At 45.5% G+C, this 16,481-nt stretch carries 17 protein-coding genes; all 17 read left to right on the top strand.

All coding sequences use genetic code 11. The annotated features are described in order from the left end of the window. Positions 1-5: 5 nt before the first annotated feature. The 17 genes from fliL to ACVBIO_RS02825 all read left to right on the top strand — a co-directional run bounded on the left by fliL (position 6) and on the right by ACVBIO_RS02825 (position 16,209). Positions 6-521, top strand: a complete 516-nt coding sequence (gene fliL / locus ACVBIO_RS02905; protein WP_447161408.1) for a flagellar basal body-associated protein FliL — start codon at positions 6-8, stop codon at positions 519-521. 45 nt (positions 522-566) lie between these two features. After that, complete coding sequence (gene fliM, locus ACVBIO_RS02900; RefSeq protein WP_447161407.1) at positions 567-1,595, top strand: flagellar motor switch protein FliM; 1,029 nt, start codon at positions 567-569, stop codon at positions 1,593-1,595. A 12-nt stretch (positions 1,596-1,607) separates the two neighbouring features. Beyond that, complete coding sequence (gene fliN / locus ACVBIO_RS02895) at positions 1,608-1,985, top strand: flagellar motor switch protein FliN (RefSeq protein WP_447161406.1); 378 nt, start codon at positions 1,608-1,610, stop codon at positions 1,983-1,985. Between the two features lie 12 nt (positions 1,986-1,997). Further along, positions 1,998-2,369, top strand: coding sequence for a flagellar biosynthetic protein FliO (gene fliO / locus ACVBIO_RS02890; RefSeq protein ID WP_447161405.1), 372 nt, complete (start codon positions 1,998-2,000; stop codon positions 2,367-2,369). Then, positions 2,366-3,115 carry a flagellar type III secretion system pore protein FliP gene (gene fliP / locus ACVBIO_RS02885; protein WP_447161404.1) on the top strand — a complete coding sequence of 250 codons (750 nt, stop codon included), beginning with the start codon at positions 2,366-2,368 and terminating at the stop codon, positions 3,113-3,115. The genes fliO and fliP overlap by 4 nt, the downstream gene beginning before the upstream one ends. Before the next feature lie 7 nt (positions 3,116-3,122). Next, entirely contained in the window at positions 3,123-3,392 is a 270-nt protein-coding gene (gene fliQ, locus ACVBIO_RS02880; RefSeq protein WP_447161403.1) for a flagellar biosynthesis protein FliQ, read from the top strand. A 114-nt stretch (positions 3,393-3,506) separates the two neighbouring features. Then, on the top strand, positions 3,507-4,304 hold the full coding sequence (gene fliR / locus ACVBIO_RS02875) for a flagellar biosynthetic protein FliR (protein WP_447161402.1): 798 nt from the start codon (positions 3,507-3,509) through the stop codon (positions 4,302-4,304). 65 nt (positions 4,305-4,369) lie between these two features. After that, positions 4,370-5,503, top strand: coding sequence for a flagellar biosynthesis protein FlhB (gene flhB, locus ACVBIO_RS02870; protein ID WP_447161401.1), 1,134 nt, complete (start codon positions 4,370-4,372; stop codon positions 5,501-5,503). 151 nt (positions 5,504-5,654) lie between these two features. Then, positions 5,655-7,754, top strand: a complete 2,100-nt coding sequence (gene flhA, locus ACVBIO_RS02865) for a flagellar biosynthesis protein FlhA (RefSeq protein ID WP_447161400.1) — start codon at positions 5,655-5,657, stop codon at positions 7,752-7,754. An 11-nt stretch (positions 7,755-7,765) separates the two neighbouring features. Continuing rightward, entirely contained in the window at positions 7,766-9,181 is a 1,416-nt protein-coding gene (flhF, locus tag ACVBIO_RS02860; protein ID WP_447168941.1) for a flagellar biosynthesis protein FlhF, read from the top strand. 4 nt (positions 9,182-9,185) lie between these two features. Then, a complete protein-coding gene (locus tag ACVBIO_RS02855; protein ID WP_447161398.1) occupies positions 9,186-10,067 on the top strand; it encodes a MinD/ParA family protein in 882 nt (293 codons plus the stop codon). Beyond that, positions 10,060-10,779 carry an RNA polymerase sigma factor FliA gene (locus ACVBIO_RS02850; protein ID WP_447163929.1) on the top strand — a complete coding sequence of 240 codons (720 nt, stop codon included), beginning with the start codon at positions 10,060-10,062 and terminating at the stop codon, positions 10,777-10,779. The genes ACVBIO_RS02855 and ACVBIO_RS02850 overlap by 8 nt, the downstream gene beginning before the upstream one ends. Positions 10,780-10,839: 60 nt before the next feature. Continuing rightward, a complete protein-coding gene (gene cheY / locus ACVBIO_RS02845; RefSeq protein ID WP_012276572.1) occupies positions 10,840-11,223 on the top strand; it encodes a chemotaxis response regulator CheY in 384 nt (127 codons plus the stop codon). A 13-nt stretch (positions 11,224-11,236) separates the two neighbouring features. Beyond that, entirely contained in the window at positions 11,237-11,974 is a 738-nt protein-coding gene (locus ACVBIO_RS02840) for a protein phosphatase CheZ (RefSeq protein WP_447161396.1), read from the top strand. A 12-nt stretch (positions 11,975-11,986) separates the two neighbouring features. Continuing rightward, positions 11,987-14,263, top strand: coding sequence for a chemotaxis protein CheA (locus ACVBIO_RS02835; RefSeq protein WP_447171912.1), 2,277 nt, complete (start codon positions 11,987-11,989; stop codon positions 14,261-14,263). Between the two features lie 94 nt (positions 14,264-14,357). Next, positions 14,358-15,545, top strand: a complete 1,188-nt coding sequence (locus tag ACVBIO_RS02830; RefSeq protein ID WP_447171911.1) for a protein-glutamate methylesterase/protein-glutamine glutaminase — start codon at positions 14,358-14,360, stop codon at positions 15,543-15,545. After that, positions 15,538-16,209, top strand: coding sequence for a hypothetical protein (locus ACVBIO_RS02825; RefSeq protein WP_447171910.1), 672 nt, complete (start codon positions 15,538-15,540; stop codon positions 16,207-16,209). The genes ACVBIO_RS02830 and ACVBIO_RS02825 overlap by 8 nt, the downstream gene beginning before the upstream one ends. Positions 16,210-16,481 lie beyond the last annotated feature (272 nt).

The following is a 16,481-nucleotide window of genomic DNA, read 5'->3' as shown; positions in this document are numbered from 1 at the left end:
GAAAAATGGCAGAAGAAGCAACATTAGAACTAGAAGATAGCGCTGAGCCTCGCAGTAAAAAGAAGCTCATTTTATTCGGCGCAATTGCTATGGTGCTAATGACCATTATCGCTATTACAGCATGGATGTTATTGCGCTCAGATGATGTTGCAGAGGTTGCAGGTACGGGCGATACCGCTGTTGAATCTGCCTCAAGAAGCGGAGAAGCGTTTTATGCGGCTATGCCCAGACCATTTTTGTTCAATTTACCAGATAATGGCCGAACCCGCTTAGTCGAAATTAAAGTGCAATTAATGGTTCGTGGTAATGACGATGACACTTTGATTAAAAAGCATATTCCGTTAATTGAAGATGCACTGCTTACCACATTTAGTGGTGCTGATATCCAGAAGCTCAGCTCTCCTGCTGGTAAGGATGAATTACGTCTGTTAGCGCTGCGAAATGTACAAAATACCCTGCAGCCCGTAACTGGCCGCACAGTGGTAGAAAAAGTCCTATTTACCGGTTTTGTCATGCAATAAGTTGTGTGAAAAAAGTAATTATTTTATATAAGCAAAGGCGATATCGTGAGTGATTTATTAAGCCAAGACGAAATTGATGCACTGCTCCACGGAGTCGATGATGTCGATGACGATATTATTGACGACAATGAGCTCGATGCACGTTCATATGATTTCTCGTCGCAAGACAGAATTGTACGTGGTCGTATGCCAACGCTCGAGATCGTCAATGAGCGTTTTGCTCGGCACTTGCGGATCAGCATGTTTAATATGATGCGTCGTGCGGCAGAAGTGTCGATTAACGGCGTGCAAATGCTTAAGTTTGGTGAGTATGTCCATACCCTGTTCGTGCCAACCAGTTTAAATATGGTGCGTTTTAGCCCTTTAAAAGGTACCGCGTTAATCACCATGGAAGCCCGTCTCGTTTTTATTCTGGTAGACAACTTCTTTGGTGGTGATGGCCGTTTTCATGCCAAGATTGAAGGCCGCGAATTTACCCCTACCGAGCGTCGTATCGTACAACTGCTGCTAAAGATTATCTTTGAAGATTATAAAGACGCCTGGGCGCCAGTCATGGATGTGCAGTTTGATTATCTTGACTCTGAAGTCAATCCGGCAATGGCCAATATTGTGAGCCCTACTGAAGTGGTTGTGGTGAGTTCATTTCATATCGAGGTTGACGGTGGCGGCGGTGATTTTCATATCACAATGCCGTACTCGATGATTGAGCCTATTCGAGAACTGCTCGATGCGGGTGTGCAAAGTGATACGCAAGATACCGATATGCGTTGGTCACAGGCACTGCGTGATGAAATCATGGATGTTGATGTGGGGATCGATGCGACCATTGTTGAGCATAAACTCACTCTAAGAGAAGTTCTGGCGTTTAAAGCGGGTGACGTTATCCCGGTTGAACTGCCCGAGCACATCATCTTGAAAGTCGAAGATTTACCGACTTATCGTTGTAAGATGGGAAGAACAAAAGAAAATTTAGCATTAAAGATTTGCGAAAAAATTCCAAGACCAGAAACGGTTAAGACAGAATTACAGCTAGTGACCCACAAAGGCCGTGGGCGCGAACGTTCAGATATATAAGGTGAAGGGTAAATGAGTACAGATACAGATGATTGGGCTTCAGCAATGGCTGAGCAAGCGATTGAAGAAGCTAAAGCTGTTGAATTCGATGAGTTTAACAACGATAGTGCGCCGTTAAGTGAAGAAGAAGCATCTAAGCTCGACGCGATTATGGATATCCCGGTCACTATTTCGATGGAAGTCGGTCGTAGTTTTATCAATATTCGTAATTTACTGCAGTTAAATCAGGGTTCAGTCGTCGAGCTCGACAGGGTCGCGGGTGAGCCTCTTGATGTGATGGTTAACGGTACCTTGATTGCCCATGGTGAGGTGGTTGTCGTCAACGATAAGTTCGGTATTCGTCTAACGGATGTCATTAGCCAAACAGAGCGAATTAAAAAGCTGAAGTAAAAGGGACGTTTAATGAGCTTTCAACTGGTATTAGCCGGAGTGAGTAGTGCGGCAGCTCAAGCTGAAACACCTGCTTCACCAACGAGCATCGCTACGCTTTCAAGCATGGTAGGTGGTTTGATCCTTGTATTGCTATTAATTTTCTTCTTAGCTTATTTGGTCAGACGTTTTAACTTAGTCCCCAGTAGCCAAGGGGTGTTAAAAACAATCGCTGTGACGCCTCTAGGGCAAAAAGAGAAACTGGTATTGGTTGAGGTTGCAGGTCAACAATATCTACTTGGAGTCACACAACAGCAAGTGAGTCTCATTGATAAATTAGCGCAGCCTGTTGAAATATCTGGCGAGTCATTTGCCAGCCGACTTCGTCAAGCTAAGTCATCATGATGAAGTGGATTTTACTTCTGGCCGGATTAGCGCTGACTCTTATAGCACCCACTGCACTTGCTGAAAACGGTATATTGCCAGCCGTGACGGTCTCAACGGGGGCCGATGGTTCAACGCAATACTCTGTGACCATGCAGATTTTGCTATTAATGACCGCGCTAAGTTTCATTCCTGCGATGGTCATCATGTTGACTTCGTTTACCCGTATTATTGTGGTGCTGTCGATTTTACGTCAAGCGATTGGTTTACAACAGACCCCGTCTAATCAGGTGTTGATTGGCATCAGTATGTTCATGACATTCTTTATTATGTCGCCAGTATTCGACAAGATATACGTTCAAGCGGTTAAGCCTTATATCGAGCAAGGTATGCCGCTGCAAGATGCCTTTACAACCGGGCAAGGGCCACTTAAAGATTTTATGTTGGCCCAGACTCGAAACTCGGATCTAAACACATTTATTGAAATCTCGGGTTATCAAGGCATTGTTGAGCCAGAAGATGCTCCAATGACCGTCATTATTCCGGCATTTATTACCAGTGAGCTAAAGACGGCCTTCCAGATCGGCTTCATGTTGTTTGTGCCGTTTTTGGTGCTCGATTTGGTGGTAGCCAGTATCTTAATGGCCATGGGTATGATGATGTTGTCACCTATGATTGTATCATTGCCATTTAAGATCATGTTATTCGTACTCGTTGACGGTTGGAGCCTAGTGATGGGCACCTTAGCCAACAGTTTTGGATTGTAGGTAAGCCATGAGTCCAGAGTCACTAATTGATATCTTTCGAGAAGCACTGGCCGTGATTGTGATTATCGTGTCGATGATTATTGTGCCTGGTCTTATCATAGGTTTAGTCGTGGCTGTCTTTCAGGCGGCAACGTCCATTAACGAGCAAACCTTAAGTTTTCTACCTCGTTTACTGACCACGTTATTAGCACTCATGTTAATGGGGCATATGCTGGTTCAGATGATGATGGATTTCTTTTTCCAGATGGTGGATATGATCCCCCAAGTCATAGGTTAACTATTTACAGGTGCTTATGAACATCGATTGTTATTTCCCGATGGTGAAAAAGAGCGGCTCACAGGTAATGATTAATCTGTATAGCAAGTTCTTAATGAATACGCGGAATTAATTATGGAGATCTTGCTCGATACCATCATGAACGGCATCGCAGGTTACATGTGGCCTTTAACGCGAATTTCCAGCATGTTTATGGTGATGGTCGTCTTTGGTGCAACGACGACTCCCACTAGAGTAAGGTTATTACTCTCTGTTGCCGTTACGGTTGCTGTCGCTCCAGTACTGCCTACTATGCCCACAATCGATCTATTTTCATTGAGTGCAGCCTTTATCACCGCACAGCAAATTGTTATTGGCGTCGCGATGGGGTTTGCCACACAATTGCTAATGCAGACCTTTGTCCTTACCGGTCAGATCATCGGTATGCAGACCAGTCTAGGTTTCGCCTCTATGGTCGATCCCAGCTCGGGACAACAAACCCCAGTTATTAGTAACTTCTTCTTACTGCTCACCACCATGATTTTCTTAGCGGTAGATGGTCACCTGTTATTGATAAAAATGGTGATCGCCAGCTTTGATTCTATCCCGGTGTCTATGCAAGGGTTAAGTCTGGCGAGTTACCGTCTATTTACCGAATTTGTGGGCTATATGTTTGGTGCAGCCTTGACGATGTCGCTATCCGCTATTGTGGCGCTGCTCACCATTAACTTGTCATTTGGTGTAATGACGCGCGCCTCACCACAGTTAAATATCTTCTCTATCGGCTTTCCTGTCACCATGATTGCAGGCTTGTTTATTCTTTGGTTAACTTTGTCACCCATCATGACGCATTTTGATGAAGTGTGGCGTGAAGTTCAGCTACTACTTTGTAATGTACTTGAGCTGCAATGCCGCGCCGATGGTGGGCTGTAATCATGCTTTATGGCGAATGGCTATCAGCAATAGTGTTCACGTTACAAGGTGGAGGGCGGCTATAAATGGCTGAAAACGATAGTAGCCAAGAAAAAACAGAGGAAGCCACCTCCAGAAAGTTGCAACAGGCCAAAGACAAAGGGCAGGTTGCACGCTCAAAAGATCTAGGAACTTCTGCCGTACTGATCGCGGCTTCGGTAGGCTTGTTAATGACTGGCCCCGATATCGCACAGGCGATGCATAACATCATGACGAAGTTATTTACGCAGAGTCGTGACGAGATTTTTGATACCAATCAGATGATGAATGTTTGGGGGATGGTAGGCACTGAACTTGCAGTCCCGTTGATGGGTTTTATTGCGTTTTTAGCCTTAATCGCATTTGCAGGTAATGTCGCCCTTGGTGGCATGTCATTTTCGGTTAAAGCTTTTATGCCCAAGGCCAGCAAAATGAGCCCTATGGCTGGGTTTAAGCGGATGTTTGGCGTGCAAGCCTTGGTTGAACTTACTAAAGGTATTGCTAAGTTCTCTGTGGTCGCCATTACTGCCTATCTATTATTGACCCTCTATTTAGATGATATTTTGATGCTGTCGCAAGATCACTTGCCAGGCAATATTTACCATGCTCTGGACATAGTGGTATGGATATTTATTTTACTTTGCGCATCCACTTTCCTGATCGTCATTATTGATGTGCCATTTCAGATTTGGAATCATGCCAAACAGTTAAAGATGACCAAGCAAGAAGTGAAAGACGAATACAAGGACACCGAAGGAAAGCCAGAGGTGAAAGGACGCATTCGTCAGTTACAACACGAGATGTCTCAAAGGCGGATGATGGGGGAAGTGCCCAATGCCGACGTTATTGTTGTTAACCCTGAGCATTACGCCGTGGCGGTTAAATACGATGCGACACGTTCTACGGCCCCCTTTGTGGTGGCAAAAGGCGTGGATGAAGTGGCGTTTAAAATCAGAGAAATTGCTAGAGAGCACGACGTGGCAATAGTCTCAGCTCCGCCACTGGCACGTGCTATTTTTCATACTACTAAAATTGACCAAGAGATCCCTGAAGGGTTATTCACTGCAGTGGCTCAGGTGCTTGCTTATGTATTCCAATTACGACAATACCAAAAGGGCAAGGGCAGGCGTCCTAATCCTGTTCCAATTAAACAGCCGATCCCAGATGAATTAAAACATTAAAGTCCTTTTTATGCCCAAAAATCAACCACTCGCAACGTCAGATATTCTTTGCTAGTCGCTTTCAGGTTATAGTCGCGACAATTCTTATAAAAATAATTGGTACAGTATTTGCTGTATTGGCGTTAGACGTCAAAGATCGGACTCAGGGTGAATGGAACTTAAAGCAAGTCTAGGCCAATTAAAACAGATAAAGCCTGCGCATTTAAAAGGTATTGGTACGCCGTTATTGGTTTTAGCCGCTCTGGCTATGATCATTTTACCTATGCCCGCGTTCCTGCTCGATATCCTTTTTACCTTCAATATCGCACTGGCACTCGTGGTACTCCTCGTTGCCATTTACAGCGACAGACCGCTAGATTTTGCTGCATTCCCTACCGTTTTGCTGGTGGCAACCCTACTCAGGCTTGCACTGAACGTTGCCTCAACGCGTGTGGTCCTGCTTGAAGGCCATAATGGTGGTGACGCGGCAGGTAAGGTGATTGAGGCCTTTGGCTCTGTGGTGATTGGTGGCAACTATGCCGTTGGTCTAGTCGTGTTTTTAATCCTTATTATTATCAACTTTGCCGTTGTGACAAAAGGCGCGGGGCGAATATCTGAGGTAAGTGCTCGCTTTACCCTAGACGCCATGCCAGGTAAGCAGATGGCGATTGATGCCGACTTAAACGCTGGCTTATTAACGCAAGAAGAAGCGCGTTCTCGCCGCGCTGAAGTGACCCGTGAAGCCGACTTTTACGGTGCCATGGACGGTGCGTCAAAATTTGTAAAAGGTGATGCGGTCGCCGGTATATTAATTCTTGTGATTAACATTGTGGGCGGTTTTATTATTGGTATCGCTCAGCATGATTTATCTTTCTCTGCGGCAGTTGAAATTTATACCCTATTAACGATTGGTGATGGCCTAGTGGCGCAGATCCCCGGTCTACTCTTATCTATTGCCGCGGCTTTGATGGTAACGCGTCAAAATGAATCCGGTGATATGGGCGAAATGGTTATGGGGCAGATGTTTGACAGTCCCAAGGCGCTAGCCATCGCTTCAGGCGTGATGTTCGTGATGGGCATTGTGCCAGGTATGCCACATTTGGTGTTCTTATCATGTGCAGCGGCAGCTGGCGCGGGCGCTTACTTCATTAAGAAAAAACAACAAACAGACCGAGAGCGCGCACTGGAGCTGGCAAAAACAGGTCCTGTTGAGCCTCGCGACTCGCAGCCAAAAGAGCTGAGTTGGGATGATGTACAGCATGTTGACACCATTGGCCTAGAAGTGGGTTACCGCTTAATTCCATTAGTGGATAAAGGTCAGGGCGGCGAGCTGCTTGGACGCATTAAAGGCGTGCGTAAGAAGCTCTCACAAGAGCTAGGCTTCCTGGTGCCAGCCGTTCACATTCGCGATAACCTCGATTTATCCCCCAATGCTTACCGGATCTCATTAATGGGCGTGGCATCGGGTGAAGCTGAAATTCGTCATGACTGTGAGCTAGCGATTAATCCTGGGCAAGTATATGGCAAGCTAGATGGTATCGAAACGAAAGACCCCGCTTTTGGTCTGGATGCGGTGTGGATCGCTCCCGAAATGCGTGAGCACGCACAAACCTTAGGTTACACGGTAGTCGACGCCTCAACGGTAGTGGCCACTCACATCAGCCAACTATTATCGAATAACGCCGCCAAACTGCTTGGCTATGAAGAAGTTCAGCAACTACTTGAAATGCTTGGTAAGCATTCGCCTAAGTTGGTTGATGGCTTTATTCCAGATGTGATGCCACTGGGCAGCGTCGTTAAAGTGATGCAGAACTTGCTCAATGAAGGTGTGTCTATTCGTGACATGAAGACCATCGTACAGACGTTACTTGAATATGGACCAAAGAGCAGCGACACCGAAGTATTAACTGCTGCGGTTCGAATAGCCCTAAAACGTATGATAGTGCAAGAGATCAGCGGACCTGAGCTTGAAATCCCTGTCATTACTTTGGCGCCAGAGTTGGAACAAATGTTGCATCAGTCTATGCAGGCAACGGGAGGCGATGGTCCGAATATCGAGCCAAGCCTTGCAGAGCGTATGCAGAAGTCGTTAGTGGACGCCACGCAGCGTCAAGAAATGGTTGGTCAGCCTGCAATTTTATTGACGTCAGGCATGCTACGTTCAACGTTATCGCGATTTGTTAAGCATACGATCCCTAATTTACGGGTGATTTCATATCAAGAAGTCCCCGACGAGAAGCAAATACGCATCGTCTCGGCAGTGGGTCAGTAGAGGTCGAATAATTGAAGATTAAAAGGTTTTTAGCAAAAGATATGCGCTCGGCCCTAGCCCAAGTTAAAGAAACCTTGGGGTCAGATGCTGTCATCATGTCAAACAAGAAAGTGACCGGTGGCATTGAGATTGTTGCGGCAGTCGATTATGACGAGCCTAAGCCAAAAATTGCAGAGGCTAAACCTTCTGCTGCTATGTTTACCGATCTTGCGGAAGAGAGGGTGACCTTAGGTGGCGCGCAGCCGAATATGAGAGCGGCCAACGTAAAAGCTGAAAGTCGCGCTCAATCAACGCCAGCGCCAGATTCTTTGCAGGCATTATTAGAGCGTCAGCAAAGTCGTATTAGCCAACAAACGCCGTCAACGCGCAGTGACAATCTTGATATGCCTGAATGGGCTAAAGGACTGCAAGCACAAGTGAAGCCGTCTGAACCTGCGAAAGCAGAGTTTACGCCTCATCGAGCGCCAGACAGTTTTAATGGCAGCAAACAGAACAACAGTGCCGAATTTGACGCGATGAAAGAAGAGTTAGCGTCAATTCGTAATTTATTGACGCATCAAGTGAGTAGCTTGATGGTCGAACAGAAAAAGCGGGTCGATCCTGTAGGAGCAATGCTTGAGAGCAAGCTGCTAGAGGCTGAGTTCTCTCCCGCGATAGCAAAGAAGCTATCGAGCCTTAGTGAACATTACTCTCCAGCAGAGTTAGTGGCCTCTTTGCCGCGTAGCTTAGCCAACTTACTCGATAACCAAGGCGATGATATTGTACGCCAAGGTGGCGTGGTTGCATTTGTTGGCCCAACGGGTGTGGGTAAGACAACGACAGTGGCTAAATTAGCGGCGCGTTTTGCGGCTTATCACGGCTCAGATCAAGTTGCGCTCATTACTACTGACCATTATCGCATTGGAGCCTTTGAGCAATTGGCAACTTATGGCAAAATAATGGGGTGCCCTGTAAAACAGGCTCATGATTTTAATGAGTTAGAACAAATACTCTATCAATTTAGAAATCGTAAGCTCGTTTTGATTGATACAGCGGGGATGGGACAAAGAGATCAGCGTTTATTCCAGCAACTCGACAGTTTAGCCGCAAATAGCAGATTACCAATACGCAGTTATCTGGTAATGTCTGCCACGGGACAGCGTCGAGTATTAGAAGATGCAGTAAAACAGTTTACACGTATTCCACTTTCGGGTGCAGTACTAACAAAATTAGATGAATCAATATCGTTAGCGCCTGCGTTAAGCGTCTTGATTCAAAGTGGGTTGCCTTTAAGTTATGTAACGGACGGACAAAGAGTTCCTGAAGATATGCAGGTGGCTGATACATTATCGTTAGCCAATCGCGCATTAGCTGCATTAGATAACAAACCTATAGAACCATTACATAATATTGAAGGGTCGCAAGAAATGACCTATGCATTTGAGTGAAGCCATGACTCCGGATCAAGCAAGCGGTTTACGTATGATGAATCAGCCAAATAATGAAAAAGTAAAAGTAATCGCCGTATCAGGTGGTAAAGGTGGCGTGGGCAAAACCAGCGTCTCTATTAACACCGCGGTTGCGTTAGCCGAAAAGGGCAAACGTGTACTGGTATTGGACGCGGATTTAGGTCTAGCGAACGTCGATGTGATGTTAGGTTTGCGTGCTGAGCGAAATTTATCTCATGTTTTGTCGGGAGAGGCCGAATTAGATGATGTGATCCTTCGAGGACCGAAAGGGATTGGAATTATTCCAGCCACCTCAGGTACTCAGGCAATGGTGGAACTGACTCAAGCACAGCATGCTGGCCTTATTCGCGCTTTTAGCGAAATGAGAACTCAGTTTGATATCTTGATTGTTGATACCGCTGCCGGTATTTCAGATATGGTATTGAGCTTTTCTCGAGCGTCACAAGACGTATTAATTGTGGTTTGTGATGAACCGACCTCAATTACCGATGCCTATGCGCTGATCAAAATCTTAAGTCGTGAGCACGGTGTGTTCCGCTTTAAGATTGTAGCGAATATGGTGCGTAGCTTACGAGAAGGCATGGAGCTTTTCGCCAAGCTAAGCAAGGTAACCGACAGGTTCCTTGATGTCGCGTTAGAGCTGGTCGCCACGGTACCGTTTGATGAAAATTTACGTAAGTCGGTACGTAAGCAAAAATTGATTGTTGAGGCTTTTCCTAAGTCACCAGCAGCCATTGCTTATCAAGGGCTGGCAAATAAAATTATGAGCTGGCCAGTACCGTCTCAACCTGGTGGTCACTTAGAGTTTTTCGTTGAGCGTTTAGTTCAACGTCCTGATTATCAAGAGGATAAATCGGGTGAATAAAGCGGCTGCGTATACTCGTTTTGATAATAAGACGTCTATCGTTGAACAGTATGCACCGCTTGTAAAAAGAATAGCCCATCATCTTTTGGCTCGTTTGCCAGCATCAGTTCAGCTAGATGATCTGTTGCAGGCCGGCATGATGGGGCTACTCGAAGCGTCATCAAACTTTGATGGTAGTAAAGGCGCCAAGTTCGAAACCTTTGCCGGAATTCGAATTCGTGGCTCAATGTTAGATGAAATTAGACGCGGCGATTGGGTACCACGTTCGGTACACCGCAATCAGCGCCGCGTGGCTCAAGTGATTGATGAACTTGAACAAGAGTTAGGACGTGATGCTCAAGATAGCGAAATCGCCGAGCGGTTAGAGATGCCACTCGATGAGTATTACAGCATTTTAAACGACGTATCAGTGGGCAAAGTTGTTGGTATAGAAGATTTAGGCGTGGCCGTTGAAGGTTTGAATCAAGCTGACGACCACGAAGATGATGCTTACGAGTCGCTCGCGGAAATACAGTTTCATTCTGCGCTCGTTGCAGCGATTAAATTACTACCAGAAAGAGATGCGCTGGTGTTGTCGCTATATTACGATGAAGCATTGAATTTAAAAGAGATTGGGGCCATTCTTGAGGTCAGTGAGTCTAGAGTTAGCCAGATCCATAGTCAGGCGATGCTCAGGCTCAAGGGTAAACTCAAGCATTGGACACAAGAATAAAATCATAATAATTGATACCACATTACTTGCGCATTTTAGGCGCGCTCCGCGGAGGAAACTTTGGACAAGAATATGAAGATTCTTGTTGTTGATGATTTTTCAACAATGAGACGTATCATTAAGAACTTGTTACGTGACTTGGGATTTAACAATACTCAAGAAGCAGATGACGGTTCTACAGCTTTACCTATGTTACAAAAAGGCGATTTTGATTTCGTTGTAACTGACTGGAACATGCCTGGCATGCAAGGTATTGACCTATTAAAGGCCATTCGTGCCGATGATAATTTGAAACACCTTCCTGTATTAATGGTGACCGCTGAAGCTAAGCGTGAGCAGATTATTGCTGCCGCTCAAGCAGGCGTTAACGGCTATGTCGTTAAGCCATTTACCGCAGCCACACTAAAAGAAAAGCTCGATAAAATTTTTGAACGCCTCGGCTAAGCAGGGATGAGCAATGCAGCAACAATTGTCAGGGCTGATTACTCTTGAACAAGCAGAGAGTCTAGTTGCACTTCTTAGTCAGGGAGAGCAGGAAAAAGCGGATGAATTGGTTAGAGAAATTTCTGCGCCCATTCAAAAAGATCTTTTTGATGAAGTCGGGCGCTTAACCCGTCAACTTCACAGTGCTATTTCTGACTTTCAATTTGATAGTCGTTTAATTGAATTAGCCAATACTGAGATCCCAGATGCAAAAGAGCGTTTGACTTATGTCATCGATATGACAGAGCAAGCGGCAAATAAAACCATGGATGCTGTGGAAGAGTGCTTACCTCTTGCAAGTGCATTAAGTGAAAATATTCAAGCTGTTAAGCCCGCTTGGGACAAGCTAATGCGTCGCGAGTTGCCGCTAAATGAATTTAAAACACTCTGCCACGATATCCAACAATTTGTAGAAAGAAGCGAGTCGGATGCAAGCCGAGTAAAAGAACTTCTTAATCAAATTTTATTGGCACAAGATTTTCAAGACTTAACCGGACAGATGATCCGTCGAGTGATTGAACTCGTTAGAGAAGTTGAGAATAGCTTAGTGTCGATGTTGACAGTATTTGGTGAGCAACCTGCAAACGCGGTTGACGACAAGCCAAAGCTAAATGTTGAAGCTGAAGGTCCTATTATGAATGCAGAGCACCGCCAGGACGTGGTGACAGGTCAAGATGAAGTTGACGATCTGCTTTCGAGTTTAGGTTTTTAAGGGAGTCAGAGAATGTCCTTTGATGTTGATGAAGAGATACTGCAGGACTTTTTGATCGAAGCTGGTGAAATATTAGAGCTTCTACAAGAGCAATTAGTTGCGTTAGAAAATAATCCTGATGATACCGATTTATTGAATGCTATTTTCCGCGGTTTTCATACGGTGAAAGGTGGCGCAGGGTTCCTAGGTTTAGCACCTATGGTCGATGTCTGCCACGAAGCAGAAAATACCTTCGATTTACTGCGCACAGGAAAACGTGAAGTCTCTGCTAATTTGATGGATGTCATTTTACAGGCTGTAGACTCAATCAACTCAATGTTTGCTGAAACTCAAGCAGGGCAAACTCAATCCCCAGCAGAACCAGCGCTATTAGCTCAGCTTAAAACGTTAAGCGCGGGTGAATTGCTAGCATCTGAAATGGCCGAGACAGCGGCTCAAGCCTCAGCAGCCCTAGAGCCTACTATCACCGCTGTTGCAGACTCAGTTTCTGTGGTTGAAGGTGTAGATTTCGTTGCACAAGCTCCAGGATCTGAAACGATTGCACAAGTGTCGGCAACAGGCGGCAGTATCGATGATATTGATGATATCGAATTTGAAGCCTTGCTTGATGCACTCCATGGTTCGGGTAACGGTCCTGGTCAGTCAGCTGAATCTACTGCTGCACCATCCTTATCATCATCTGATGACATTTCTGATGATGAATTTGAATCTTTACTTGATGAGTTACATGGCTCTGGTCAGTTTAAAGTTCAGTCGGCAGCGCCTGCGGTTATTGAGACAAGCGGCTCTAATGTCGATTCAGATGAAATTACTGATGACGAATTTGAACGCTTACTTGATGAGCTGCATGGCTCTGGTACAGGTCCAGGTAAAGGGACCAATATTGCTGAAAATAGTGTTGTTAAAAATAGTGTTGCTGAAATTGGCCATGGCGCGTCACAGCAGCATAAAGCGAGTCAATCTGAGCCAGTTGTACAGGCAATAACGACCTCGCAGCAGGTATCAGCTGTTAAGCCCGAAGCTAGACAAGAGCTTAAACAAGAGCTTAAACAAGAGCCTAAACCTGCAGCTAAAGTCGCCCCAAAGCCAGCTGGCAATAATGCGCCCCAAGCCGAAACAACAGTACGAGTTGATACCTCAAGGCTTGATCAGATCATGAATATGGTCGGAGAGCTGGTATTAGTCCGTAATCGATTATTGAGCCTTGGCGTGGCACGTGAAGATGAAGAGATGTCAAAGGCCTTAGCTAACCTTGACCTGGTCACTGCCGATCTACAAGGCGCGGTGATGAAAACTCGCATGCAGCCGATTAAGAAAGTCTTTGGGCGTTTTCCTCGAGTGGTTCGTGACTTAGCTCGAAGCCTAAATAAAGAGATTGATCTTGTTATGATCGGTGAAGATACCGATCTGGATAAAAACCTTGTTGAAGCGTTAGCCGACCCCTTAGTCCATTTAGTCAGAAACTCGGTCGATCATGGTATTGAAATGCCTGATGCTCGTGAGGCGAATGGCAAGGCACGCACAGGTACAATTACATTATCTGCTAGCCAAGAAGGCGATCACATCCTGCTTAAAATTGAGGATGATGGTGCAGGTATGGATCCAGAAAAGCTCAAAGGCATTGCTATTAGCCGCGGCGTACTCGATGAAGATACCGCTGCACGCATGAGCGATGAAGAAGCTTATAACCTTATTTTTGCCCCAGGATTTTCAACTAAAGTTGAGATCTCTGATATTTCGGGTCGTGGCGTGGGAATGGACGTGGTTAAGACCCGTATTACCCAGCTGAACGGTTCGATTTATATTGGTTCACAACTGGGTAAAGGCACACGTCTTGAAATCAAGGTGCCATTGACGTTAGCGATTATGCCGACCCTGATGGTTGAAGTCGCCAAGCAAGTCTTTGCTTTACCTTTGTCGAGCGTGAATGAAATATTCCACTTAGATTTGACTAAGACCAATGTGGTTGACGGTCAGTTGACGGTGATTGTTCGTGATAAAGCTGTACCGCTGTTTTACCTTGAGCAATGGTTATCTCGCAAGGCATTGAGCTTTAGGCACGGTGACAAACAGCATGGCCATGTGGTTATTGTCCAACTAGGTACGATGCAAATTGGTTTTGTGGTTGATTCACTCATTGGCCAAGAAGAAGTGGTGATAAAGCCACTAGGCACATTGCTGCATGGTACGCCGGGCATGGCTGGTGCGACCATTACCTCTGATGGTGGTATAGCGCTGATCTTAGATGTACCGGGCCTACTAAAGCATTACGCACGTAACAGGAGCTAACACGGGTTAGCATAGGGAATAACAGGCATTGCCTTGTTATTCCCTTTTTTACATACAGCATTGAGCGAGCCAGTGGTGCGGTATAGGGATTTAAATGGGCATTAAAGTTTTAGTCGTTGATGATTCGAGTTTTTTCAGACGACGTGTTAGCGAAATAGTGAGTCAAGACTCTGAGCTTGAGGTGGTGGGTACCGCGTGTAATGGTGCTGAGGCCGTGAAGATGGCTGCAGAGTTGAATCCGAATGTGATCACCATGGACATCGAAATGCCTGTTATGGATGGGATCACTGCGGTAAAGCAGATCATGGCGAGCAAGCCAATTCCTATCTTAATGTTTTCATCACTGACCCATGATGGCGCTAAAGCCACATTGGAAGCATTAGACGCGGGTGCTTTAGACTTTTTACCAAAACGCTTTGAAGATATCGCCAGTAATAAAGATGACGCGATAGCGTTATTGCAGCAACGAATTCGTGCGTTAGGTCGTCGACGTTTATTTAGGCCGATTGCTCGTCCATTGTCTGGCAATGACAGAGTTCAGCCTAGCGGTGTTAGTGCTACTAGTAGTATTAGTAATGAGAGAGCCGCGGATAGGAACCGTAGTTCATCGAGCCTTTCTCGCTCAGCCGTTACAACTACAACCGCTGCAAGCACACTTGAAAGGCCCGCCAGTCGAGCAAGTGTTATCACTCGTGGTAGTGGCAAAAAATATAAAGCATTACTTATCGGTACCTCTACAGGGGGGCCAGTTGCACTGCAAAAGGTGTTAACTCAATTACCTGCGAATTATCCGCACCCCATTTTGCTTATTCAGCATATGCCAGCGGCTTTTACGCCAACGTTCGCAACCAGACTTAATAGCTTGTGTAAGATTGAAGTTAAAGAAGCTGAAAGTGGCGATCAGCTAAAGCCTGGCTGCGCATACTTAGCGCCTGGCGGCATGCAAATGATGCTAGAGCGTGGTGGGGCTTACGGCAGAATTAAGGTGATAGCGGGTAAAGCCGATATGAATTATAAGCCTTGTGTCGATATTACCTTCGCATCAGCGTCTAAAGTAATTGGCGGCGATGTGCTTGCTGTTGTCTTAACCGGTATGGGTGCAGATGGTCGCGAAGGGGCCAGAATGCTTAAAGGTATTGGCGCTACAGTGTGGGCTCAGGATGAGGCTAGCTGTGTGGTTTATGGTATGCCGCAAGCAGTAACTGCGGCAGGCATCGCCACTAAGTCTATTGCGTTAGAGCATATAGCTGAATCGATTATTAAAGAGACCATTAATGGCTAAAGCGGCTTTGAGGCAACGTGCCGTAAGAAAAAGTGCCGAAAGAAAAAGTGCCGTAAGAAAAAGCATCATAGCGCAACGGGGCGAAGTGAATACGCTGTCATTGCTATTGATGTTTTTGCTAAGTATTGCCTCTTTTACGTTTGGTTCACTCTACTTTGAATCTCAGCATAAAAACAAACTGTTAACCAATGAAGTACAGAAGCTGCAAAGCAGCCAAATCTTATTGATGGTCCCCAATGAACAGGCTGAAGTGATGGCTAACTGGATGGCTGAAAATCCACATTTTGTACAGTCTTTTGTCGATAAGGCACTGCAAGGTGAGTCAACGGTTTTACCCATAGGGCCAGGAGTTACGCAAGCAACACAAGTTAAGCAACTTACGCAAGCAACAAGAGTTAAGCCAGAGACACCAGCTCAGCCAACAAGTCATCTTGATGAGACTCGTTCAGTAAATAAGACGTTAAAACATAAAGCAGAGACAAGTGATAAGCCGCTTGCAATACAGCAAGACGTTAACAGGGCGCTAAACACTGAGCTTGTTAAGAATAACGATATGAGTCGTCAGGCGAGCGCTGTGACAGTGTTAGAAAGCGATGATGGAGTGAAACTCATTAGTTTGCCCCATGGCGGAATTAGAGTAACAACCAGAGAGCCAGAAGATTAAGTGGTGTGAGCTTTGACAAGGGCAATCATTCATTTGATTACAGCACAATCTTCATTGAGCGATAGAGTGCAAAAGTTGAGCGAAGTAATAACGTTGAGCCATAGCACTGATCACTAACACTGATCACTAGCATTAAGCACTAACACTGAGCACTAGCATTAAGCACTAACACTAACACTGAGCACTAGCATTAAGCACTAACACTGAGCACTAGCATTAAGCACTAACACTGAGCACTAGCATTAAGCACTAACACTGAGCACTAGCATTAA

It is taken from the genome of Shewanella sp. 0m-8, from assembly GCF_052977265.1.
The sequence above is the reverse complement of the archived record's forward strand: the minus strand, read 5'-3'. Positions and strand labels throughout refer to the sequence as shown.

What these genes read in the sequence shown, in the direction of transcription:
- fliL (WP_447161408.1), top strand. Translation starts at nt 6, where the DNA reads ATGGCAGAAGAAGCAACATTAGAACTAGAAGATAGCGCTGAGCCTCGC.
- fliN (WP_447161406.1), top strand. Translation starts at nt 1,608, where the DNA reads ATGAGTACAGATACAGATGATTGGGCTTCAGCAATGGCTGAGCAAGCG.
- fliO (WP_447161405.1), top strand. Translation starts at nt 1,998, where the DNA reads ATGAGCTTTCAACTGGTATTAGCCGGAGTGAGTAGTGCGGCAGCTCAA.
- fliP (WP_447161404.1), top strand. Translation starts at nt 2,366, where the DNA reads ATGATGAAGTGGATTTTACTTCTGGCCGGATTAGCGCTGACTCTTATA.
- fliQ (WP_447161403.1), top strand. Translation starts at nt 3,123, where the DNA reads ATGAGTCCAGAGTCACTAATTGATATCTTTCGAGAAGCACTGGCCGTG.
- fliR (WP_447161402.1), top strand. Translation starts at nt 3,507, where the DNA reads ATGGAGATCTTGCTCGATACCATCATGAACGGCATCGCAGGTTACATG.
- flhB (WP_447161401.1), top strand. Translation starts at nt 4,370, where the DNA reads ATGGCTGAAAACGATAGTAGCCAAGAAAAAACAGAGGAAGCCACCTCC.
- flhA (WP_447161400.1), top strand. Translation starts at nt 5,655, where the DNA reads ATGGAACTTAAAGCAAGTCTAGGCCAATTAAAACAGATAAAGCCTGCG.
- ACVBIO_RS02855 (WP_447161398.1), top strand. Translation starts at nt 9,186, where the DNA reads ATGACTCCGGATCAAGCAAGCGGTTTACGTATGATGAATCAGCCAAAT.
- ACVBIO_RS02840 (WP_447161396.1), top strand. Translation starts at nt 11,237, where the DNA reads ATGCAGCAACAATTGTCAGGGCTGATTACTCTTGAACAAGCAGAGAGT.
- ACVBIO_RS02835 (WP_447171912.1), top strand. Translation starts at nt 11,987, where the DNA reads ATGTCCTTTGATGTTGATGAAGAGATACTGCAGGACTTTTTGATCGAA.
- ACVBIO_RS02830 (WP_447171911.1), top strand. Translation starts at nt 14,358, where the DNA reads ATGGGCATTAAAGTTTTAGTCGTTGATGATTCGAGTTTTTTCAGACGA.
- ACVBIO_RS02825 (WP_447171910.1), top strand. Translation starts at nt 15,538, where the DNA reads ATGGCTAAAGCGGCTTTGAGGCAACGTGCCGTAAGAAAAAGTGCCGAA.